Raw genomic sequence first — 21,935 nt, 5'->3', positions numbered from 1 at the left:
GTTCCCCTGACCATTTCATTCTTCACGGAGCACACAGCATGAGCGATAAGAAAACCGACAATCCTGACGTGGCGCAAGAGCCCCGGGGCGTCAGCCGCCGCAGTTTCCTGGGTACCGGCGCCGTCACCGGAGCGGTACTGGCCGGCGCAACGGCGCTGGGCGCGGGGACATTCACCCGTGAATCCTGGGCCGCTGCGGCCAAGGAGGCCAAGTCCAGGATCCATGTGGCCCCCGGCGAGCTGGACGAGTACTACGGGTTCTGGAGCGGCGGCCACCAGGGCGAGGTGAGGGTGCTGGGGGTGCCGTCGATGCGCGAACTGATGCGTATCCCGGTCTTCAACGTCGACTCGGCCACCGGGTGGGGGCTGACCAACGAAAGCAAGCGCGTGCTGGGGGACAGCGCCAGGTTCCAGAACGGCGATTGCCACCACCCGCACATCTCCATGACGAACGGCAAATACGACGGCAAATACCTGTTCATCAACGACAAGGCCAACTCCCGGGTGGCGCGTATCCGCCTGGACATCATGAAGTGCGACAAGATGCTTACGGTGCCCAACGTGCAAGCCATCCATGGCCTGCGCCTGCAGAAGGTGCCGTACACCAAGTACGTGTTCGCCAACGGCGAGTTCGTGATTCCGCACCCCAATGACGGCCATACCTTCGACTTGCAGGACAAGAACAGTTTCACGATGTTCAACGCCATCGACGCCGAGAAGATGGAAATGGCGTTCCAGGTGATCGTCGACGGCAACCTGGACAACACCGATGCCGACTACACCGGCAAATATGCCGCGAGCACCTGCTACAACTCCGAGAAGGCCTATGACCTGGGCGGCATGATGCGCAACGAGCGCGACTGGGTGGTGGTGTACAACATCCCGCGTATCGAGGCGGCGATCAAGGCCGGCAGGTTCATGACCCTGGACGGTTCCAAGGTGCCGGTGGTCGATGGGCGCCGGGTCAATGGCAAGGATTGCGAATTCACCCGCTACATCCCGGTGCCGAAGAATCCCCACGGCTGCAATACTTCCCCCGACGGCAAATACTTCATCGCCAACGGCAAGCTGTCGCCCACGGTCTCGATGATTGCCATCGACCGCCTGGACGATCTGTTCGCCGACCGCCTCAAGGATCCTCGCGACGTGATCGTCGCCGAGCCGGAACTGGGCCTGGGGCCACTGCACACCACCTTCGACGGACGCGGCAACGCCTATACCACCTTGTTCATCGACAGCCAGGTGGTGAAATGGAACATGGAGGAGGCCATCCGCGCCTACAAGGGCGAGCAGGTCAACTACATCAAGCAGAAGCTGGATGTGCAGTACCAGCCTGGCCACAACCACGCGTCCTTGACCGAATCCAGCGATGCCGACGGCAAATGGCTGGTGGTGCTGTGCAAGTTCTCCAAGGACCGTTTCCTGCCCACCGGTCCGCTGCACCCCGAGAATGACCAGTTGATCGACATTTCCGGGGAGGAAATGAAGCTGGTGCACGATGGCCCCACCTTCGCCGAGCCCCATGACTGCATCCTCGCCCGGCGCGACCAGATCAAGACCCAGAAGATCTGGAACCGCAATGACCCGTTCTTCGCCGACACCGTGGCGCTGGCCAAGAAAGACGGGATCAACCTGGAGACCGATAACAAGGTCATCCGTGACGGCAACAAGGTGCGGGTCTACATGACCTCCATGGCACCGGCCTATGGCGTGACGGAGTTCACCGTCAAGCAAGGCAACGAGGTGACCGTGACGATCACCAACATCGACCAGATCGAGGACGTCTCCCACGGCTTTGTCATGACCAACCACGGCGCGAGCATGGAGATCAGCCCGCAACAGACTTCGTCCATCACCTTCATCGCCGACAAGCCTGGCCTGCACTGGTACTACTGCAGCTGGTTCTGCCACGCCCTGCACATGGAGATGGTCGGACGCATGCTGGTGGAAAAGGCCTGAGTCGGCCCATCGAAAGGAGACAGGTGCAATGACCTGGAACACGCGGCCACCCGCGGGCCATGCTCGCCAACCGGTCATTGCGCTGGTGCTCTGCCTGCTGTCTGGCGGCGCGCTCGCCGCGCCGCAACCCATCACGAATCTGCCCTTGCAGGCCGAGGGCGAGCGCCAATGGCGCCTGCCTGCCGGGCAATACACCGGCTCGTTCAGCATTGATCAGCCGATGACCCTCACTTGTGCGCCGGGGGCGGTATTCCAGGGGCAGGGGGAGGGCAACGGGCTGATCATCCGGGCCCCGGACGTCCAGGTCCAGGGCTGTACGTTCCTGGATTGGGGCCATGACCTGACCGCCATGAACGCCGCCGTGTTCGTCCAGCCGGTCGCCAGGGGGGCCGTGGTGCGCTTGAGCCGCATGCAGGGCCAGGGTTTCGGCATCTGGGTCGATGGCGCGCGGGACGTCAGCCTGATCGACAACGTCATCCAGGGCGATCCGAGCCTGCGTTCCCAGGACCGAGGCAATGGCATCCATCTGTATGCCGTGCAGGGCGCCCGGGTCATTGGCAACCAGGTGCGGCAGGCCCGCGACGGCATCTACATCGATACCTCCAGCGACAACCTGCTCCAGGGCAATACCCTGGAGGACCTGCGCTACGGTGTGCATTACATGTTCGCCAACGATAACCGCCTGCTGGGCAATACCACCCGGCGTACCCGCACCGGGTATGCCCTGATGCAAAGTCGCAAGCTGACGGTCATCGGCAACCGTTCCGAGCAGGACCAGAACTACGGGATCCTGATGAACTACATCACCTATTCGACCCTGCGGGACAACTTCGTCACCGACGTACGCGACGGCTCCACCGGCGACACCATGATCACCGGCGCCGAGGGCAAGGGGCTGTTCATCTACAACTCATTGTTCAACCGTATCGAAGGCAATCACTTCGAGCGCAGCGCCCTGGGCATACACCTTACCGCCGGCTCGGAAGACAACCGCATCGCCGGCAATGTCTTTGCCGGCAATCGCCGTCAGGTCAAGTACGTCGCCACGCGCTTGCAGGAGTGGTCGGCGGACGGACGCGGCAATTACTGGAGCGACTACCTTGGCTGGGATCGCAATGGCGACGGCCTGGGCGACGTGGCCTATGAGCCCAACGACAACGTCGATCGCCTGTTGTGGCGCTACCCCCAGGTACGGCTGTTGATGAACAGTCCGGGCGTCGAGCTGTTGCGCTGGGTGCAGCGAGCCTTCCCGGTAATGAAATCCCCTGGGGTGACGGACAGCCATCCGTTGATGGCGGCACCGGTCTTCGCCCCGCAACGCAACACTGCTTCGGAGGACGCGCCTTGAACGTCGTCGAGATCGAGGGCGTCAGCCAGCGTTATGGCGACGCCACCGTATTGCATGGATTGGACCTGGACCTGGCCCAGGGCGAGGTGCTTGGTCTGTTCGGCCATAACGGCGCGGGCAAGACCACCACCATGAAACTGGTCCTGGGCCTGCTGCGGGCCAGTGAAGGACAGGTGCGGGTATTCGGCCGGGCACCGAGCGATCCCAGCGTGCGACAGATGCTCGGTTATCTGCCGGAGAACGTGATGTTCTACCCGCAGTTGAGCGGCCTGGAAACCTTGCGCCATTTCGCCCGGCTCAAGGGCGCCGCGCCAGGGCAGGTCGAGCGCCTGCTGGAGGAGGTGGGGCTGAGCCAGGCCTCGCGGCGCAAGGTGCGGACCTACTCCAAAGGCATGCGGCAACGCCTCGGCCTGGCCCAGGCCTTGCTCGGCCGACCGCGGCTGTTGCTGCTGGACGAGCCGACCGTGGGCCTGGACCCCATCGCGACCCAGGACCTCTACCAGTTGCTCGATCGCCTGCGCTGGCAGGGCACCAGCATCATCCTCTGTTCCCACGTCCTGCCCGGCGTCGAGACGCATATCAATCGCGCGGCGATCCTGACCCGAGGGCGCCTGCTGGCCCTGGGCAGCCTGGCGCGGCTGCGGGAGGAGGCACGGCTGCCGACCCTGATCCGGGCTTCGGGCCTGGCCCGTGCCAGCCAGTTGCAACAGCATTGGCGCAGCGAGGGGCATGTCACCCAGGGCTGGGGAGCCGAAGGCTTGCAGGTGGCCGCGCCCGACGGCAGCAAGCTGGCGTTGCTGCGTCAGTTGCTGGCGCAACACAACCCGACGGATGTCGAGATCAAGCCGCCGTCCCTCGAGGACTTGTACCGCCATTACATGAGCGGCGCGGCAGCCGGGGAGGTGCGTCCATGAACCCGATCTGGAACATGGCCCGCAAGGAGTTCAGCGATGGCCTGCGTAACCGCTGGCTGCTGGCGATCAGTCTGTTGTTCGCCGTGCTGGCGATCGGCATCGCCTGGTTGGGCGCCGCGGCGTCCGGCCAGTTGGGCTTCACCTCGGTACCGGCCACCGTGGCCAGCCTGGCCAGCCTGGCGACCTTCCTGATGCCCTTGATCGCCTTGCTGCTGGCCTATGACGCCATCGTCGGCGAGGACGAGAGCGGGACCTTGCTGCTGTTGCTGACCTACCCGCTGAGCCGTGGACAGTTGCTGCTGGGCAAGTTTGTCGGCCATGGCCTGATCCTGAGCCTGGCGACGCTGATCGGCTTCGGTTGCGCAACGCTCGCCATCGCCTTGCTGGTCGACGACGTCGAGCTGGGCCTGCTGCTCTGGGCCTTTGGCCGTTTCATGCTGTCGAGTTCGCTGCTGGGCTGGGTCTTCTTGGGATTGGCCTATGTGCTGAGCAGTCTTTCGACGCAAAAGTCCACCGCCGCCGGCCTCGCGCTGGGGGTGTGGTTTTTCTTCGTGCTGGTGTTCGACCTGGTACTGCTGGCGCTGCTGGTACTGAGTGAGGGCCGCTTCAGCCCGGACCTGCTGCCCTGGCTGTTGCTGTTCAACCCTACCGATGTGTACCGGCTGATCAACCTGTCGGGGTTCGACGGCGTCTCCAGCGGTGCGTCGGTCATGACCCTGGGCAGCGACTTGCCGGTGTCGGGGCCGGTGCTCTGGCTTTGCCTCGGGGTGTGGATGGCGGTGCCGTTAGGGTTGGCCTATCGGCTGTTCGAGCGCCGGTGCCCTTGAATTGTGATTGATGAATGGAGCATGCAACGATGAACAAGGTGTCCTACAAGGCGAGCCGCCTCCTGGCCGGGATAGTGGTGTGCCTGGCGCTGGCGGGGTGTGAAAAGGCTGCGGCGCCATCGTCCAGCGAGGCGACCCTGGCGTTTCACCCCGGTGACGAGTGCCATGTGTGCGGCATGGTCATCACTGACTTCCCCGGGCCCAAGGGGGCGGCGGTGGGGGCGGGCGGCGTGAAGAAATTCTGCTCGCCGGCGGAGATGCTCGGCTGGTGGCTGCAGCCGGAGAACCAACGGGCCGACGTCAAGCTGTACGTCCACGACATGGGCCGCGGCCATTGGGATGCCCCGGACGATGCCCACCTGATCGATGCGCGTACCGCCTGGTTCGTCGTCGGCACCGGCCTCAAGGGCGCCATGGGCGTGGTGCTGGCCTCCTTCTCAGATGCCCAGGCAGCCCGGAAACTCGCCAGTGAGACTGGCGGCCGTGTCCTGCGCCTGGAAGACATCGACCAGGAGCTGCTCGGGCAGGCCTCGGCCATGTCTTCCATGAGCCATTGACCGAGCCCTTCGTGTCGGCTGAGCTGTCGCCATCGTGGGCAGGTAAGCGCACGAGGGATCCGTATCGGCAATGATGCAAATGACCACCCCGGGGAAGGCTCGCGCTGCGGGGTGGTGTGTTTCAGTGGGACGTGCCCTCGGCGAATTCGATCTTGTTGCCGACGTTGTACTTGCCCGAAGGCTTGTTCATGGGCAGGCGCTTGATTTCCTGCAGTGTCTGGCTGTCATAGACGATCAGCGCGCCATCGGTGTCCCAGATGCTCAGCAGCAGGTAGCGGCCGTCGCGGGTGAATTCGACATGGGCGGCGGTCTTGCCGGGCATGGGGCGCAGGGTATGGGCGATTTCCAGGGTCTGCTTGTCGATCAGGTGGATGGCATCGTTGCCCGGGGCGAAGAACACGTCGGTCCAGGCGTAGCGGGAACTGGCGTGGCTGCGCAGGAAGAATCCCGGCCCCAGGGTGGGGATCTGCTTGATGACTTTCCAGGTGCTCAAATCGATGACCGAGACCAGCCCCTTGCTGATGTTGGGCGTGGCGAACACCCAGTGCCCATCGCGTTGCCAATAGGTTCCCGAACCCAGGTGCGGCATGCCCGGCAAGGCAATGTCGGTCACGACCCGGCCATTGTCGAGGTCGACCACCTGTCCCCCCTGGGCCTTGCGTGAAGTGGCGAGCAACTGGCGATAGTCGGGGGAGAAAGAGAAGTCGTCGAGGTGGTCCTGGACCTCGATGCGCCGCGGCACGAAGTCCGGATTCGGGCCGGTGGGCAATTCCCAGACTTCCTTCGCATCCTTCAGGGCAACGATGAAGCTGTCTCGCGGCGGAGCGGTATAGACCGCGCTGACCCGGGAAGCCTGGCCACGGCTGTCGACGGTCTCGATGGTCTTGACCAATGACAGGTCCCGGGCATCCAGCACGGCAAGGCTGCCGGGCAGGTAGTTGCCCACCAGCACCCAGCGCCCGTCCTTGCTGACCGCCAGGTTGCGGGTATTGAGACCGACCCGCACCTCGGCGATCAGCTTGAGATTGTGCAGGTCGTACAGGCTGACCCAGCCGTCCCGGGACGCCAGGTAGACGAAGCGCCCATCGGGCGAGAACTTCGGCCCGCCATGCACCGCGAAATGCGAGGCGAAGCGGGCCAGCACTTCGAAGCGGTCCCCATCGACGATATCGACATGGTGGTCACCGGCTTCCACCACCACGAACAGGTTCAGCGGGTCGGCCTGGTGCTGGGGCTTGTCGGGCAGGCTGGCGACATCCGCCAGCAGGCGGTGGCTGTGGCGGATGTCGTCCTCGCTCCAGCTTGGCTCGACGGCGGGCGGCCGCTGCAGGTAATGGGTCAGGCCATCGATCCGGGCGGCGTCCAGTACTGTACCGAACCCTGCCATCTGGCTGGCCGGCCGGCCCTTTTCGATGACCTGGCGAATCTCGGCGGGTTTGATCCGGCCCAGGCTCTGGGGTAACAGCGCAGGCCCGGCACCGCCGATGCGATTGACCCCATGGCACTGCTGGCAGTACTGCTGGTAGGTGCGCTCGGCCAGTTCCAGGTCCGGGACGTTGGCATCGCTGCCATGGGCCGTGCCCACCCACAGCAGGGGGGCCAGCCACCAGCGGATCATGGCGCCACCTTCGAGACCGGGAACAGGGATTGCACAGGATGCAGGCACGCCGGATGCTGCAGCGGCTGGTGGGCGAACAAGCCGACCACCCGACCGATCACCGTCAGGGTCGGCAGGCCCTCGCAACACTGCGCGGCCATGTCCGGCAAATGCGCGAGGGTGCCGCGATGCACTCGCTGGTCGGGGCGTGTGCCGTTGCTGATCAAGGCCGCCGGGGTGTCGGCCGCCAGGCCTGCCGCCATCAGCCGCGTGGCGATGGTGCCCAGGTTCGACAAGCCCATGTAGAACACCAGGGTCTGGCTGTCGTCCGCCAGGCTCTGCCAGGGCAGCTCAAGATCACCTTCGCGTTGCAGGTGGCCAGTGATGAAGCGGCAGGAATTCACCAGGTCGCGGTGGGTCAGGGGAATGCCGGCGTAGGCGCTGCAACCGGCAGCGGCGGTGATCCCCGGTACCACCTGGCAATCGATGCCGCGGGCCAGCAGGTATTCCAGTTCTTCGGCGCCGCGCCCGAAGATGAATGGATCGCCGCCCTTGAGCCGGACCACCCGCTGTCCCTGTCCGGCCAGGTCGGCCAGCAGCGTGTTGATCTGTGCCTGGGGCAGGCTGTGGCAACCGGCGGCTTTGCCAACGTAGTGCCGGGCGCATGTCAGCGGAACCAGGCCCAGCAGCTGCGGGCTGATCAAGCGGTCGTAGACCACTGCGTCGGCCTGCTGCAACAGGCTCCAGGCACGCAGCGTCAGCAGGCCGGGGTCACCGGGGCCGGCGCCGACCAGGGCGACTTCCCCCGGTCTGAAGGGCGATTGCAGGGCAGCGGGCAAAACGATGGGGGCAGGCATGGGATTTCCTTGGTTCGGTAGCAGATTCGCCATTGGCTCAGCGCGCGGGGGACAGGGAGACATTGGCAATCGCCTGCAGGCCGATTTCTTCGTCCAGCAGATGACACCCGGGGTCCTGGCCCCACAGGTCACCCTCGGCCCAGGCCCGGGTGCGCGTATTGCCGTTGCAGATGGCCAGCCAGCGGCAGTGGCCGCAGCGGCCGCCCACGGTCCGTGGGTGCTCGCGCAGTTTCAGCAGAAGGGGGTCGGGGCGCTCGTACCAGAGGGTGCGAAACGGCGTACGGCGCACGTTGCCCACCGAGTGCTGCCACCAGTAGGTATCGGGATGAACCTCGCCGGTATTGTCGATATTGGCGATGCCGCAGCCCGAGGCATTGCCGCCCCAGGCTCGCAGCATCTGCTCCAGTGCGTCGGCATGCCGGGGCAGGCGTCGGGCGACCCATTGCAGCAGCAGGATCGCATCGGCGTCGTTGTTGCCGCTGACGAAATCGCTGTCGCGGCCCTGTTCGATGTCGTCCCAGGCCTGTTCGAAGATCAATCCCATGGCCTCGCGGCTCATCTGTTGGTGGGCATCGAGCGTGCGGCTGCGCTTGCCCCGGCCGCTGTAGTTGAGGTGTGACAGGTAGAACTTCTGTACGTCGTATTCCCTCATCAAGCCCAGCAGTTGGGGAAGCTGTGGGTGGTTCTGCCGGGTGAGGGTGGTCCGCAGTCCCACTCGGATACCTTGCTCGCGGCAGAGCCGGATGGCCGCCATGGAGCGGGCGAAGCTGCCCTTGAGCTGGCGGAATTCATCGTGGGTCGCTTCCAGGCCATCGATGCTGATGCCGACGTAATCGAACTGCGCCGCGCCAATTCGCTCGATGTTGTCCGCAGTGATCAGGGTGCCGTTGGTGGACAGCGCGAGAAACAATCCCCGATCCCGGGCATGCCGGCTGAGCTGGAACAGGTCTTCGCGCAGCAGGGGTTCGCCACCGGAAAGAATCAGCACGCGGACCCCGGCGTCATGCAGGTCATCGATGACCTTGAGGGCCGCGGCGGTATCCAGCTCGTCGCGAAACACGCTGTCGGCGGAGGTGGCGTAGCAATGCTTGCAGGTCAGGTTGCAACGCCGCAGCAGGTTCCAGATCACCACCGGTGGCCGGACGCTGCCCGGTGGCGAGGTGCGCGGGGCAGGGCATTGCCCGGCCAGGGCCCGCAGATAATGGCTGATCCTCAACATAAAGCGCTCCTTCGTCGCGCAGGCACTCTTTCATACAACGCCTAGGGGGAAGGCAGGCGCAGGCCGGTTTTTTTCAGGATGCGGCTGCTCACCAGCATGTCGTCGGCGGCGCAGGCCTCGCCCAGCAGATACCGCAAATGTTCGCGGTAGCGGTCGATCTCTTCGCGGCTGCGGCCATGCACCATGGCGAACAGGTTGTAGCGCCAGCCGGGCTGGCGCGGACGGCGGTAGCAGTGGCTGACGAAGGGCTGCGCGCCCAACAGGGCACCGAGGCGCGGGACGTCGGCATCGGCCACGTCCCAGACCGTCATGCCGTTGTGGCGGTAGCCCAGGCGGTAGTGATTGGGAACGGCGGCGATGCGACGGATGGCGCCTTCGGCCTGCAGGCACTTGAGCAGGTCGAGGGTCGCTTCCACGCTCAGCCCCAGCTGTTCGGCCAGCCACCCCCAGGGGTCGTCCACCAGCGGCAGGCCGGCCTGGGTCAGTTCCACCAACCGCCGTACCGAAGTCGCTTGCGCCGCAGGCGGCGTGGACAGCAACGAATCACACGGGGAAATACAGGCCGACATGGTATGTCTCCTCCTTGGGCAGGTTCAGCGGTACCAGGCCTGTCAGGCGCTCGATGCGCAGCAGGGTGTCGGTGATCGCCTGTTCGCTGGAGCAGGCGAGTACGAACCACATGTTCCAGGCGTGCTCGCGACGGTAGTTGTGGGCCACCTCGGGCATGCCGTTGAGCAGCTCGGCGATGGTGTCGAAGCGCGGCTCGGGCACCGCCAGGGCGGCCAGGGTGAACGCCCCGCCCAGTCGATCGATGTCGAACATCGGGCCGAAACGGGTGAGCACGCCGTCATTGAGCAGCTCATGCAATCGGTCGAGCAGTTCGGTACTGCTGCTACCCAGTTCATGGGCCAATGCCTGCCAGGGCTGACGTACCAGCGGCAGGCCCAGTTGCAGGCGGTTGATCAGGCGTCGATCCAGGTCATCCATCGAGACGCGCTCCGGCAGGAGGGGCGTATCGCCCGCCGCACTGCTTGAACAGATGGGAGCTGAACAGCAATTCATGGGGCAGGTCGTCCAGCAGGTGCTGTTCGAGCAGGGCCTTGACCTGTGCCTGTACGCGGTCACGCTGGCGTCCATGGATCATGCAGAACAGGTTGTATTGCCACTGGGGCAGGCGTCGCGGACGCTGGTAGCAGAGGCTGATTCCCGGGGCCTGGCCAAGGCGGCGACCCACTTCGTCCACCAGGGCATCCGGTACGTCCAGTACCAGCATGGCGTTGGCGGCGAAGCCCAGGGCACGATGGTTGACCACCAGGCCGACCCGCCGGAACAACCCCTCTTGATGCCATTGCCGCATCTGTTCGAGGACCTGTTCTTCGCGGGCTTCGATCTGCCCGGCCAGCGCCTGGAAAGGGCGCGGGGTCAGGGGCAGTCCCGTTTCCAGGAGACGGCGCAGGGCCAGGGATTGTCGTTCGCTCAACGCGTTATTCATCAGCAGCCTCCAGGGCGAAGCCCAGGTCGATGCGGTAGGCGGTCAGCATGGGCAGGTCCAACGGCGTGAGGCCGGTGTCCCTTTCCAGCTCCAGGAGAATGTTGTCCAGGTGGGCGCGGTCGGGGCCGGTGAGCACGAACCACAGGTTGTAGCGGTGTTCCCGGGCGTAGTTGTGATTGACCTCCGGGTAATGGCTGACGCGGGCCGCCACCTGATGCAGGCGGTCCACGGGCACCGCCAGGGCTGCCAGGGTGCTGGCGCCGGCCCGGGTGTGCTCGAACACCGGGCCGATCCTCGACAGGGTGCCGGCCAGTTGCAGGTGTTGCAGGCAGTCGAGCACCTGGGCTTGCGTACAACCCAAGGCCTCGGCCATGGCCTGGTAAGGCTGCGGGCACAACGGCATGCCATGCTGAAAACGGTCGATCAGGCGACGGGAGAGCGAGGCGGTGTTCATGCTCAGTACCCCGGCTTGTGGGCGCGGCTGCTGAAGAAAATCCCGCTGGGGCTCTGGGCGGGCAGGGTGGCCAGTCGCTCGAGCCGGTACGGATCCCACACCTGCACCTCGCCGCCGTCCCGGACAGACAACCACATCTGGTCGCCCCTCGCGGTGAATTCCATGTGCAGCACCGCAGGTCCCGGCTTCAGGTCGGCGACGATGGCGTGGGTCTGGGTGTCGATGACCTGGACGCGGTCGTTATCCGGGTAGGCGAAGTTGACCCACAGCTGCCGGCCATCCGGGCGTGCCGTGACAAACACCGGCTGGCCGGCCACGGCGATGGCATCGACCGGCTGCCAGCGCCGAGCGTCCATCACCAGCACCTGGTGATGACCGACGGCGGGCACGAAGGCGTGTCGGTCGGCCATGGCCCAACCTTCCAGATGAGGCATCTTGTACACCGGGAGCCTGGCCTGGCCGCGCCCGTAGTGTCCGAGTACACGTTTCACGCCGCGTTCGGGGTGCCACAGGTCGAGTTGGGCCATGCCGTCCTCGCCGAACAGTCCGGCCATGTAATAGCGACCGTCCGGGGTGATCAGCGCGTCATAGGGTTGCTGGCCGATGCCTGTGAAACGTTCGATTCGTGGCGTTGGGCCCTGGCTGAAATCGGCGCTCCAGATTTCCCCGGTGTCGAACAGGCTGAAGACGAAGCGTTGCCCCGGTGCATCCACCAGGCCCACCACCCGGGAGCGCTTCTGCCTGTCAGGCAGCGGTGTGGCGGGAATGTCGGCGACCTGCTCCAGGGTCCGGGCATCGAACACCTTGACGCCCCCGGGCTCGTAGTTGGAGACGGCGATCAGCTTGCCGTCCTGGCTGATCGCCCCGCCGATGCTGTTACCGCCCTGGATGATGCGGCGATCGATACGTGCGCTGAGCAGGTCGACCTTGCTCAAGCCGCCATCGCGGCCGAACACGTAGGCATAACGCTGGTCCCGGGAAAACACCACCGAGGCATGTGACAGATCGCCCAGCCCTTCGACACGAGCGAGGGCGGTATGGGTGTCGCTCTCGATGATCTGCAGGCTGCCGGTGGCGCGCTCCACCACCACCCCCAGGTCACCTGTGCCGCGCAGCGGCGTCTGGGCGCAAGCCGACAGCAGCATGGCGATGGCCGTGAAGGACAGGAGAGAACGGATCATGAGGCGGGTTTTCCTTGAAGGAGCCGGTCCACCAGCCAGCGGATATCGTCGGGAGCGAGCAGTGCCGCCCAACCGGGCATGGCGCTGCCGGGGCGGCCGAAGGTGACGGTGGCGATGAGGCTGTCGCGGGATTTACCGGCCAGGGCTTCATGGGTCAGGGGAGGGCCGAGGCCGCCGGTCAGGTACAGGCCGTGGCAGGCGCCACAGTCCTGGTCCAGCAGGTGTTGCAATTGAGCCTGGCGCTGGTGGTCGGGAGCGGCCAGCACGCAGGAAGAGAAAGCGAAGAGGAGGGTGGTCATCGAGATTGCAGTGCTGTGTCGTTCCATGACGCCTCCTGAATTGAAATCGTGCGCGCTCCTGTGACGAGGGGATAAATCCCTCGCCACAGGGATGGACTCCTTGAGCGTTATTTAAGAGTCAAGACCCACGCCGCGAGGATCTTGGCTTCCTCTTCGGTCACGGGGTTGGCCGGCATTGGCATCGGGCCCCAGTTTCCCTGGGTCCCTTCCTTGATGTGCTTGGCCAGTACCTCCTGTGCCCCGGCGACGCCGGCATTCTTCGCCGCCACCTCCTTGAGCGCCGGGCCCACCACCTTGGTGTCGATGGAGTGGCAGGCGGCGCAGGGCTTGCTCTTGAACAGCGTCGGGCCGTCTTGCGCCGACGCCGGCAGGCTGTAGGCGGCAGTCAAGGCCAACGCAATCAGAATAGGCTTCATGGTTTTTCCTCTTATTGATGGGGCTCAATAGATGTCGTGTTGGGTGTTGTAGACGTTGAATTTTCCGGTCGGGGTGATCAGGCGCTTGTCCTTGATCACGTTCTTGACCTTGAGGGTCTTGTCGTCGATCACCACCAGCGCCGACTCGTCTTCCTGACCACTCCAGACCGAGAACCAGACCTCATCGCCGGCCTTGTTGTATTCCGGTTGCACCACTCGCAGCGCGCCTTTCCTGATTCCGGCGTATTCGGCGATCGGCAGCACCTTGTAGCCGGCGTCGAGCTTGTCGATGTCGAACACCGCCACCGACTGGCTGAGCTTGGCGTCGGGGCTCAGGGTGGTGTCGACGTACAGGTGACGGGACTGGGGATGGGTCTTGATGAACAACGAACCGCCGCCCTGGCCCTGGAGCGAGCCGACCTGCTTCCAGGCATATTGCGGATGCTTGAGCGGGTCGGTGCCGATCAGCGAGACCCCGGCGTCGCCCAGGTGGCTGGTGGCCCAGACGGGGCCGTAGAGCGGGTGGTCGAAGTTGGCGCCACGACCCGGGTGCGGGGTCTTGCCCACGTCCACCAGGGCGGTGAGCTTGCGCTCCTTGGAATCGATCACCGCGACCTTGTTGGAGTTGTTGGCGGCCGTCATGAAGTAGCGGTGGCTGCTGTCCCAACCGCCGTCATGGAGGAATGGCGCGGCGTCGATGCTGGTGATGGTGAGGTTCTTGATGTCCTGGTAGTTGACCAGCATCACCTTGCCGGTTTCCTTGACATTGACGATGAACTCCGGCCATTCGTGAGACGCGATGATGGCCGCGACCCGGGGCTCGGGATGGTATTGCTGGGTATCGACCGTCATGCCCCGGGTCGAGACGATCTGCCTGGGCTCCAGGGTCTCGCCGTCCATGATGGTGAACTGCGGCGGCCAGTACGAACCGGCTATGGCGTACTTGTCTTCATAGCCCTTGAACTTGGAGGTTTCCACCGAGCGGGCCTCGATGCCCACCTTGATTTCGGCGACCTTGGTCGGCTCCTTCGGCCACAGGTCGATCATGTCGATCTTGGCGTCCCGGCCGATCACCAGCAGGTAGCGTCCCGAAGCGGAGATGCGAGAAATGTGCACCGCATAGCCGGTGTCGATCAGCTTGACGATCTGCTTGCTGTCCCCGTCGATCAGGGCGATCTTGCCATCGTCGCGCAGGGTCACCGAGAACAGGTTCTGCAGGTTCAGGGAGTTGAGTTGCCGGGTGGGCCGATCCTCAGGCTTGACCAGCACTTTCCAGGTCTTGAGCGTCTCGGCCATGCCCCATTCAGGGGGTGTCGGCGGGGTGTGCTGGATAAACTTGGCCATGACCGTGATCTGGTCCTTGGTCAGGGCGTTGGAGGTGCCCCAGTTCGGCATGCCGGCGGCCGAGCCGTAGGTGATCAGCGCTTCCAGATAGGCCTGGCCGCGCGACTGGGTGATGTCCGGTGTCAGCGGCTTGCCGGTGGCGCCTTTGCGCAGGACACCGTGGCAGCCGGCGCAGCGCTGGAAATAGATTTCCTTGGCCGCGTCGAAGTCGGCCTGGCTCAGGTCCGGTGCGCCTTCGGTCTTGACCAGGCGAGGCTGGTCGGGGGCGGCGGATTGGTCGGCGAAGGCGTGGGACGCCACCAGCGCGGTACACAGCGCCGTGACCCTCAGGACCCACGATTTTTTGTGGCTGATCAGCATTCCATTTCTCCTCAGGCATGACCCGCGCTGCGCTGTAATGGATGTTCGGCGCGCAGGTTCCGGGTGCGATGCAAGGCTATTCCCTGGCCTGTGATTACTCGCTTGACGTCGATCAAGTTTGCCCGCCGAGCTCCTTGCCAGGTTGTCGCAGGGGCCCGTAGCGTGGCCGGTAATCGTATTGTTCCAGCAGGCCTTGCCATGAACCCGAGCCACACGCTCCACCAACCGGACGAGCCTTTCTATCAACCCCAGGACAACGAACCTGCGCTGTTCGAGCAGGCCTGGCGCCATGGCATGCCGGTGCTGATCAAGGGGCCCACGGGTTGCGGCAAGACCCGTTTTGTCCAGCACATGGCCCACCGCCTCAAACTGCCGCTGTACACGGTGGCGTGCCACGACGACCTGAGTGCCGCCGACCTGGTGGGCCGCCACCTGATCGGCGCCCAGGGCACCTGGTGGCAGGACGGACCATTGACCCGCGCGGTGCGCGAGGGCGGCATCTGCTACCTGGACGAAGTGGTGGAGGCGCGCCAGGACACGGCGGTCGTTTTGCATCCGCTGGCCGACGATCGCCGCCAGCTGTATCTGGAGCGCACCGGCGAGGTGCTCCAGGCGCCGCCGTCGTTCATGCTGGTGGTGTCTTACAACCCGGGTTACCAGAACCTGCTCAAGGGCATGAAACCCAGCACGCGCCAGCGTTTCGTGGCGATGCGCTTCGGTTATCCTGCGGTGCCGGACGAGGAGCGCATCGTGGCTCGCGAGGCCGCGGTGGACCCGGCCCTGGCGGCCCAGGTGGTGCGGTTGGGACAGGCGTTGCGCCGGCTCGACCAGCATGACCTGGAAGAAGTGGCATCGACCCGCCTGTTGATATTCGCGGCGCGGATGATCGGCGCCGGGATGGAGCCGCGCCAGGCCTGCCTGGCGTGCCTGGCCGAGCCGTTGAGCGACGATCCGCAGACCGTCGCGGCGTTGATGGAAGTGGTCGATGTCCACTTCGGTTGAGCCCGTGGCGGTGGCCCGGCGTTTGCCGGGTGACCTGGCGATGTGGTTTTTCATCCTCGCCGAATTGTCGGTGTTCGCACTGCTGATCCTGGCCTTCACCGTCGCCCAGGCGTTGCATCCGCAAATGTTCAGCGAAGGCCGGCAACTGCTGGATCGCTCCACCGGCCTGGCCATGACCCTCAGCCTGCTCACCGCCGGACTGTTCGCCGCACTGGCCCAGGAACAGGTTCGGCAGGATCGGCCACGGCGGGGCGCGGTGTCGCTGTGGCTGGCGTTGCTGTTCGCGTCGGGCTACGTGGGGATCAAACTCACCGAATATGCCCATCTTTCGGCTAGCGGCCTGGGCCTGGAGCGCAACACGTTTTTCACGTTGTACTGGATCCTCACGGCGTTCCATTTCCTGCATGTGCTGCTGGGCATGGTGATCCTCGGCTGGCTGGCCGAGCGCTGCCGGCGGCGTCGCCATGATTCGCAGCGTTGCAGCGGGTTGGAGTCCGGTGTGCTGTATTGGCACATGGTGGACCTGGTTTGGGTGGTGCTGTTTCCGGTTGTCTACGTGCTCGATTGAGCGGAGGTGCTCGTGCCGGCTTCCCGTGTCCTGATCGCCTGCTGGTCGATGCTGGTCGTGCTGAGCATCGGTACTGTCGCCCTGGGCCAGGTCGCCGCCACCGGGCTGGTGTCCATCGCCATCCTGGCGGTCGCGGTGGGCAAGGCCTGGTTGATCGCCGACGGCTTCATGGAACTGCGCCATGCGCCGCGGTTGTGGCGTTGGTTGGTGCTGAGCTGGGCGGTGCTGTTGGCGAGTGTAATAGGGATCGTCATCACACCCGCCTGAACCTGTGAACACAGAATCCCTCGCCACAAAACAACCCCTGCCATAAAAGCTCACCTGCCTTTTGGGCGGTGGCGGAACAACCCACCAAAACCATCGGAGATTCTTGATTGCCATCAAGCGGTTTCAGAGCCCTCGCTTCCTAGAATGAACACGCCAAGCAATGAGGAAGTGACCATGTCAGATACCTTCACCAAAGGCATGGCCAGGAATATTTATTTCGGGGGGAGCATCTTCTTCTTCCTGATATTCCTGGCCCTGACCTACCACACCGAACAGACCTTTCCAGACCGTAGCAACCAGGCCCAACTGAGCGAGTCGGTGATTCGCGGCAAGGGCGTCTGGGAGCGCAACAACTGCATCGGTTGCCACACGCTGCTGGGCGAGGGCGCTTATTTCGCGCCGGAGCTGGGCAATGTGATCAACCGGCGCGGTGGCGAGGAAGCCTTCAAGCCGTTCCTCCAGGCCTGGATGAAAATGCAGCCCTTGGGAGCCCCTGGGCGCCGGGCCATGCCGCAGTTCAACCTGAGCGAGCAGGAAGTCGACGACCTCGGCGAATTCCTCAAGTGGAGCTCGAAAATCAACACCAATGGCTGGCCGCCAAACAAGGAGGGCTGAGAGATGAGCATGGCTAATCCGCATCTGAAATTCGCCTCGCAAGCCGTCGCCAAACCCTACTTCGTGTTTGCCCTGATGCTGTTCCTGGGACAGGTGCTGTTCGGTTTGATCATGGGCCTGCAATACGTGGTCGGCGACTTCCTGTTCCCGCTGATCCCCTTCAACGTGGCCCGCATGGTCCACACCAACCTGCTGATCGTGTGGCTGCTGTTCGGCTTCATGGGCGCGGCTTACTACCTGGTGCCGGAGGAGGCCGATCGCGAGTTGCACAGCCCGAAACTGGCGCTGCTGTTGTTCTGGGTGTTCGCCGCCGCGGGCGTGATGACCATCCTGGGTTACCTCTCGGTACCCTACGCGACACTGGCGAAAGTCACCGGCAACGACCTGCTGCCCACCATGGGGCGGGAGTTCCTGGAGCAGCCGACCATCACCAAGATGGGTATCGTGGTGGTGTGCCTGGGCTTTCTCTACAACATCGGCATGACACTGCTCAAGGGCCGCAAGACCACGGTCAGCATGGTGATGATGACAGGCCTGATCGGCCTGGCGGTGTTCTTCCTGTTCTCCTTCTACAACCCGGAAAACCTGGCCCGCGACAAGTATTACTGGTGGTGGGTGGTGCATCTTTGGGTGGAAGGCGTGTGGGAGCTGATCATGGGCTCGATGCTGGCCTTCGTGCTGATCAAGGTCACCGGCGTGGACCGGGAGGTGGTGGAGAAATGGCTCTATGTGATCATCGCCATGGCGCTGATCACCGGGATCATCGGCACCGGCCACCACTTCTTCTGGATCGGCGCGCCCGAGGTCTGGCTGTGGGTCGGCTCGATCTTCTCGGCCATGGAGCCGCTGCCGTTCCTGGCAATGGTGGTCTTCGCCTTCAGCATGGTGAAGAACCGTCGGCGGCAACACCCGAACCGTGCGGCGACGCTGTGGGCCAAGGGCACCACGGTCACTGCCTTCTTCGGGGCGGGCGTCTGGGGTTTCCTGCACACCCTGGCACCGGTGAACTACTACACCCACGGCTCGCAACTGACCGCGGCCCATGGTCACCTGGCGTTCTACGGTGCCTACGCGATGATCGTCATGACACTGATCAGCTATGCCATGCCGCGCCTGCGCGGACTGGGCGAAGCGGCGGACGAGCGTTCCCAGCGACTGGAGGTCTGGGGCTTCTGGCTGATGACCCTGTCGATGGTAATGATCACCTTGTTCCTCACCGCTGCCGGTGTCGTCCAGGTATGGCTGCAGCGCTGGGCGGTGGATGGCAGTGCCTTGCCGTTCATGGCCACCATGGATCAGCTCAAGCCGCTGTTCTGGGCGCGCCTGGTCAGTGGCGTCGGGTTCCTGCTCGGGTTGCTCTGCTACCTGTTCAGCTTCCGTCAACGGGGGCGTGCGGCGCTGCGTGCACCGGCGGCGGTGGTGCCTTCGTGAGTCACCACAGTGGTTAGTCCGGACCCATTTGTGGCAAGGGGATTCATCCCCGCTGGGCTGCGAAGCAGCTCCAAAAGGTCTGCTACTGCGGTGTATCAGACCGGATGCAGGGGCCGATTCACGCCCCAGCGGGATGAATCCCCTCGCCACAATGGGTTCGGCTTAAGAGGAGAATAACCATGGCATTCACCCTGGAGCTGGAAGAATGGGTCGGCAGTGTCTGGCACCGTTTCATCACCCGTCGCGCCAGTGTGGATTTTCCCGAAGCACGGGTGGAATTGAATGCGCGACTACGCGCCCTTCAAGTGCTGTTTCACGCCACGGGCGGTTCTCGCCAGTTGGGTGTGGAGGCGGTCAGCGACCGTGATCTGCTGCTACGTCGCAACCTGTTGCAGCAGATCGCCGGCACCTGCAAGCGAGTACCCCTGGCTTGCTGCGACGGCAATAACCTGCGTCTGCCGGCGAGCCTGGCGGCGTTTCCCGATGTCGGCCTGAACGAAGAGCTGTATCGATGGCTCGCGTTGCTGGCCGCGCAGTCGGGGCCGATGAGGCACTGGGGGCGGGACAACCAGCGCTGGACCCAGGCGGTATTGCAGCGCTACCCGGTGCTGCGTCCTCGCTACCGGCGGTTGGTGGAAACGCACTTGGCGCTGCGCCCCGATCCGGCCACACTCGACCCGGCTGAAGCGGCCCTGGAGCGCGCGTTGTGCCAGGCCCTGCGCGAGCCCGGCAGTGTCGAGCATTTCCCGCGCAGCGAACGGGCAGCCTGGCCGCTTCCGCTCTGGTTATATCCGCCCCGGCATCTGGCCAATCCCCAAGGCGCCGATCTCGAAGAGTCCGATCAGTACCTGGCGACACCGCCGGGTGAACAGCAGGGTGGACGCAAGCGCGCCGAACGCATCGACGAAACCAGTCGTGACGGCGGCCTGCTCATCGTGCGCCTGGAAAACCTGTTCAGTTGGACCGAGCACGTGGACCTGGATCGCTGGTCGGACGACAGCGAGGATCCGCACGCCGCCCGGGTGGCCGAAGACCTCGATCAACTGACCTTGTCGCGCACGCGGTTGCGCAAGGGCGGTGGCTTGAAACTGCATCTGGACCTGCCGCCAGCCGACGCGGATGACATGCCGCTGGGCGAAGGCATCCTGTTGCCGGAATGGGACTACCGCAAACAGCGCCTCCAGGATGATTTCGTCAGCTTGCAGACGTTTGCTCCTCGCGACTGCGAACCCCAACCGTTGCCAGCACGTCTGCGTTCCCCGGCCCAGCGGTTGCGCCGCCAGTTCGAGCATCTGCGCAACGACCGGCAGTGGTTGCGCCAGCAAACCCAGGGTTCGGAACTGGATCTGCAGGCCTGGCTGGATTTTCACGTCGAGCGCCGGCAAGGACCGTGCAGCGAGCGTGGCCTGTTCATGGAGCAACGCCAGACCCGCCGCGACCTGGCCTGCCTGCTGCTGGCTGACCTGTCGATGTCCACCGATGCCCATCTCAACGATGAGCACCGGGTGATCGATGTGATCCGCGACAGCCTGCTGCTGTTCGCCGAAACGCTGTCGGTGCTGGGGGACGACTTTGCCTTGTATGGCTTTTCATCCCTGCGTCGCCAGCAGGTGCGGATGTATGAGCTCAAGACATTCCACCAGCACTACGATGACCAGGCCCGCGGCCGTATCCAGGGCCTCAAGCCCGGTTATTACACGCGCATGGGCGCCGCTATCCGGCAGGCCACGCAACGCCTGGCAGGCTGCAAGCGGCGGCGCAGGCTGTTGCTGCTGCTCAGTGACGGCAAGCCCAATGACCTGGACCTGTATGAGGGCCGCTACGGTGTGGAGGATACTCGCCAGGCCGTGCTGGAAGCCCGCCGCCAGGGGGTGACGCCGTTCTGCATCACCATCGATCGCGAGGCGGGGGATTATCTGCCGTACATGTTCGGGGCCAACGGCTACACCTTGATTCGCCAGCCCGAGCAACTGCCGCTACGCCTTCCGCAGCTGTACCGGCAATTGACCCAGGATTGAGGTGTCAGGCGATGTCGCGAGGCAACCAGAAGAACATCGCCACGCACAATACCGCCAGCCCTACGCAGAACCAGGTGAAACGGCGCACCCGCCGTGCCCCAGCCAGTGCCGCCTCGGCCGGCAGGGGCATGCCGCACTGGCGGCATTGGGTTTCACTGGCAGGGTTGGCCTGTTGGCAATACAGGCAGATGGGGCGTGGGCTCATTCGAATTGCTCCAGGCGCAGGCGATCGAGGATTGCGATCTGGCGACCGTCCTGGGTGATGATCTTTTCATCGATCAAGCGCCGGATGATTCGCGAAAACGTTTCCGGCTGGATGGACAGGTGGCCGGCGATCAACTGCTTGGCCATCGGCAACTCGAACTGGCTGTCCACGGTTTGCAGGCGTACCAGCTGCGTCAGCAGGTAGCGAACCACGCGGTGGGTGGCGTTCTTCAGCGACAGGGTCTCGATTTCGTTGACCCGTTGATGCAGGCGCACGCACAGCTTGCCGAGCAGGGCGAAGGTCAGCCGGCTGTTGCTTTGCAGCAGGCGCATATAGGTGGCATTGGACAGGCGATACAGCTGGGTCGGGCCGACCGCATCGGCGGAGGCGACATAGTTGGGGGTGTCCATCAGCATCATGGCCTCGGCGAAGGTCTGGCGTTCGCCGATGACCTCGAAGACTTTCTCCTGGCCGTCGGGGGTGAGCCGGTAGATCTTCACCGCCCCGGCAATCACGAAGTAGAACGCCTGCGCCGGTTCGCCCTGGCGGAACAGCGGATCACCCTTGTCGATGTTCAGCAGTTGACTGGTACTCATCAATTCGTCGAGCTGTTCTTCGTTCAGGGGCTCGAACAGATGATGGCTGCGCAAGATCTGGTGATGGACACGGTGGAGCACCATGGCGTGGATCCTTGTGATGGAAAATGAAGGTTCGGGTCAGAGCAGGCTCAGGGACAGACCGCTGGCCAGGGCCACGATGCAGGACAGCACGACGAACCAGGCAAGCGGCAAAGCGACATGTTTCATGGGGCACCCCAGGGCAGAAGACTATGCCGTCCCTGAGCAAGAGGCGGGCCAGGGGGCCGAGCGTGGTTCCCTGGGGCTTTGTCGTCGATGAGGGTAAAAATTACCCTGATGCATCAGGGTAAAAACAACCCTGAACGGGTAATAACTACCTTTCCTGCTACAGTTTTTTCGGACGATGGACAGGCTTTCCATCGCCGCGT

Annotated in this window: 24 protein-coding genes; 11 read left to right on the top strand and 13 right to left on the bottom strand. The window is 64.2% G+C overall.

Going from position 1 to position 21,935, the window contains the following annotated elements; genetic code table 11:
• Positions 1-38: 38 nt before the first annotated feature.
• The 5 genes from nosZ to AC1M7R_RS26595 are packed head-to-tail and all read left to right on the top strand — an operon-like array spanning position 39 to position 5,604.
• A complete protein-coding gene (gene nosZ / locus AC1M7R_RS26615) occupies positions 39-1,958 on the top strand; it encodes a TAT-dependent nitrous-oxide reductase (protein WP_072398811.1) in 1,920 nt (639 codons plus the stop codon).
• 28 nt (positions 1,959-1,986) lie between these two features.
• The gene (locus tag AC1M7R_RS26610) at positions 1,987-3,306 is read left to right on the top strand and encodes a nitrous oxide reductase family maturation protein NosD (protein WP_072398810.1); all 1,320 of its coding nucleotides are present in this window, start codon (positions 1,987-1,989) and stop codon (positions 3,304-3,306) included.
• On the top strand, positions 3,303-4,220 hold the full coding sequence (locus tag AC1M7R_RS26605) for an ABC transporter ATP-binding protein (RefSeq protein WP_072398809.1): 918 nt from the start codon (positions 3,303-3,305) through the stop codon (positions 4,218-4,220). The genes AC1M7R_RS26610 and AC1M7R_RS26605 overlap by 4 nt, the downstream gene beginning before the upstream one ends.
• A complete protein-coding gene (locus tag AC1M7R_RS26600) occupies positions 4,217-5,047 on the top strand; it encodes an ABC transporter permease (RefSeq protein ID WP_072398808.1) in 831 nt (276 codons plus the stop codon). The genes AC1M7R_RS26605 and AC1M7R_RS26600 overlap by 4 nt, the downstream gene beginning before the upstream one ends.
• Positions 5,048-5,076: 29 nt before the next feature.
• Entirely contained in the window at positions 5,077-5,604 is a 528-nt protein-coding gene (locus tag AC1M7R_RS26595; protein WP_072398807.1) for a nitrous oxide reductase accessory protein NosL, read from the top strand.
• Between the two features lie 121 nt (positions 5,605-5,725).
• Here AC1M7R_RS26595 and AC1M7R_RS26590 read toward each other — a convergent pair whose 3' ends face one another.
• The 11 genes from AC1M7R_RS26590 to AC1M7R_RS26540 form a co-directional block, all read right to left on the bottom strand.
• The gene (locus tag AC1M7R_RS26590) at positions 5,726-7,222 is read right to left on the bottom strand and encodes a nitrite reductase (RefSeq protein ID WP_092181895.1); all 1,497 of its coding nucleotides are present in this window, start codon (positions 7,220-7,222) and stop codon (positions 5,726-5,728) included.
• Positions 7,219-8,058 (bottom strand): uroporphyrinogen-III C-methyltransferase, encoded by an 840-nt coding sequence (gene cobA, locus AC1M7R_RS26585; protein WP_072398805.1) that lies wholly within the window; start codon positions 8,056-8,058, stop codon positions 7,219-7,221. Before cobA ends, AC1M7R_RS26590 begins: the two co-directional genes overlap by 4 nt.
• A 37-nt stretch (positions 8,059-8,095) precedes the next feature.
• Positions 8,096-9,277, bottom strand: a complete 1,182-nt coding sequence (gene nirJ / locus AC1M7R_RS26580; RefSeq protein WP_072398804.1) for a heme d1 biosynthesis radical SAM protein NirJ — start codon at positions 9,275-9,277, stop codon at positions 8,096-8,098.
• A 41-nt stretch (positions 9,278-9,318) separates the two neighbouring features.
• A complete protein-coding gene (gene ahbB / locus AC1M7R_RS26575; RefSeq protein WP_072398803.1) occupies positions 9,319-9,846 on the bottom strand; it encodes a siroheme decarboxylase subunit beta in 528 nt (175 codons plus the stop codon).
• Positions 9,821-10,264, bottom strand: coding sequence for an Lrp/AsnC family transcriptional regulator (locus AC1M7R_RS26570; RefSeq protein ID WP_072398802.1), 444 nt, complete (start codon positions 10,262-10,264; stop codon positions 9,821-9,823). Before AC1M7R_RS26570 ends, ahbB (AC1M7R_RS26575) begins: the two co-directional genes overlap by 26 nt.
• Positions 10,257-10,769 carry a siroheme decarboxylase subunit beta gene (gene ahbB / locus AC1M7R_RS26565; protein WP_072398801.1) on the bottom strand — a complete coding sequence of 171 codons (513 nt, stop codon included), beginning with the start codon at positions 10,767-10,769 and terminating at the stop codon, positions 10,257-10,259. The genes AC1M7R_RS26570 and ahbB (AC1M7R_RS26565) overlap by 8 nt, the downstream gene beginning before the upstream one ends.
• Positions 10,762-11,223 (bottom strand): Lrp/AsnC family transcriptional regulator, encoded by a 462-nt coding sequence (locus tag AC1M7R_RS26560; protein ID WP_072398800.1) that lies wholly within the window; start codon positions 11,221-11,223, stop codon positions 10,762-10,764. The genes ahbB (AC1M7R_RS26565) and AC1M7R_RS26560 overlap by 8 nt, the downstream gene beginning before the upstream one ends.
• Before the next feature lie 2 nt (positions 11,224-11,225).
• Positions 11,226-12,404 carry a cytochrome D1 domain-containing protein gene (locus AC1M7R_RS26555; protein WP_072398799.1) on the bottom strand — a complete coding sequence of 393 codons (1,179 nt, stop codon included), beginning with the start codon at positions 12,402-12,404 and terminating at the stop codon, positions 11,226-11,228.
• Entirely contained in the window at positions 12,401-12,703 is a 303-nt protein-coding gene (locus AC1M7R_RS26550) for a c-type cytochrome (RefSeq protein WP_231991136.1), read from the bottom strand. Before AC1M7R_RS26550 ends, AC1M7R_RS26555 begins: the two co-directional genes overlap by 4 nt.
• Positions 12,704-12,810: 107 nt before the next feature.
• Positions 12,811-13,119: a c-type cytochrome gene (locus AC1M7R_RS26545; protein WP_072398797.1), complete on the bottom strand. Its 309-nt coding sequence runs from the start codon at positions 13,117-13,119 to the stop codon at positions 12,811-12,813.
• Positions 13,120-13,143: 24 nt separating this feature from the next.
• Entirely contained in the window at positions 13,144-14,823 is a 1,680-nt protein-coding gene (locus tag AC1M7R_RS26540) for a cytochrome D1 domain-containing protein (RefSeq protein WP_072432088.1), read from the bottom strand.
• A 198-nt stretch (positions 14,824-15,021) separates the two neighbouring features.
• On the opposite strand from AC1M7R_RS26540, the gene AC1M7R_RS26535 reads away from it, so the two are divergent.
• From AC1M7R_RS26535 to AC1M7R_RS26510, 6 genes are all read left to right on the top strand, one after another.
• Positions 15,022-15,825 (top strand): CbbQ/NirQ/NorQ/GpvN family protein, encoded by an 804-nt coding sequence (locus AC1M7R_RS26535; RefSeq protein WP_072398795.1) that lies wholly within the window; start codon positions 15,022-15,024, stop codon positions 15,823-15,825.
• The gene (locus tag AC1M7R_RS26530; protein WP_072398794.1) at positions 15,809-16,393 is read left to right on the top strand and encodes a cytochrome c oxidase subunit 3 family protein; all 585 of its coding nucleotides are present in this window, start codon (positions 15,809-15,811) and stop codon (positions 16,391-16,393) included. The genes AC1M7R_RS26535 and AC1M7R_RS26530 overlap by 17 nt, the downstream gene beginning before the upstream one ends.
• A 12-nt stretch (positions 16,394-16,405) precedes the next feature.
• A complete protein-coding gene (locus AC1M7R_RS26525) occupies positions 16,406-16,660 on the top strand; it encodes a cytochrome C oxidase subunit IV family protein (RefSeq protein ID WP_072398822.1) in 255 nt (84 codons plus the stop codon).
• A gap of 174 nt (positions 16,661-16,834) precedes the next feature.
• Positions 16,835-17,275, top strand: a complete 441-nt coding sequence (locus tag AC1M7R_RS26520; protein WP_072398793.1) for a c-type cytochrome — start codon at positions 16,835-16,837, stop codon at positions 17,273-17,275.
• Positions 17,276-17,278: 3 nt separating this feature from the next.
• Positions 17,279-18,706 carry a cbb3-type cytochrome c oxidase subunit I gene (locus AC1M7R_RS26515; RefSeq protein WP_072398792.1) on the top strand — a complete coding sequence of 476 codons (1,428 nt, stop codon included), beginning with the start codon at positions 17,279-17,281 and terminating at the stop codon, positions 18,704-18,706.
• 179 nt (positions 18,707-18,885) lie between these two features.
• On the top strand, positions 18,886-20,724 hold the full coding sequence (locus AC1M7R_RS26510; protein ID WP_072398791.1) for a nitric oxide reductase activation protein NorD: 1,839 nt from the start codon (positions 18,886-18,888) through the stop codon (positions 20,722-20,724).
• A gap of 4 nt (positions 20,725-20,728) precedes the next feature.
• Here the strand turns inward: AC1M7R_RS26510 and AC1M7R_RS26505 are convergent, their stop codons facing one another.
• Together AC1M7R_RS26505 and AC1M7R_RS26500 are read right to left on the bottom strand one after the other, a co-directional pair.
• On the bottom strand, positions 20,729-20,929 hold the full coding sequence (locus tag AC1M7R_RS26505) for a protein DnrP (protein WP_072398790.1): 201 nt from the start codon (positions 20,927-20,929) through the stop codon (positions 20,729-20,731).
• Positions 20,926-21,609 (bottom strand): Crp/Fnr family transcriptional regulator, encoded by a 684-nt coding sequence (locus AC1M7R_RS26500; RefSeq protein WP_072398789.1) that lies wholly within the window; start codon positions 21,607-21,609, stop codon positions 20,926-20,928. Before AC1M7R_RS26500 ends, AC1M7R_RS26505 begins: the two co-directional genes overlap by 4 nt.
• Positions 21,610-21,935 lie beyond the last annotated feature (326 nt).

It is taken from the genome of Pseudomonas sp. MS01C9 (assembly GCF_058202755.1).
Note: the sequence above shows the minus strand (reverse complement) of the source record. Positions and strands in the feature narration are given on the sequence as shown.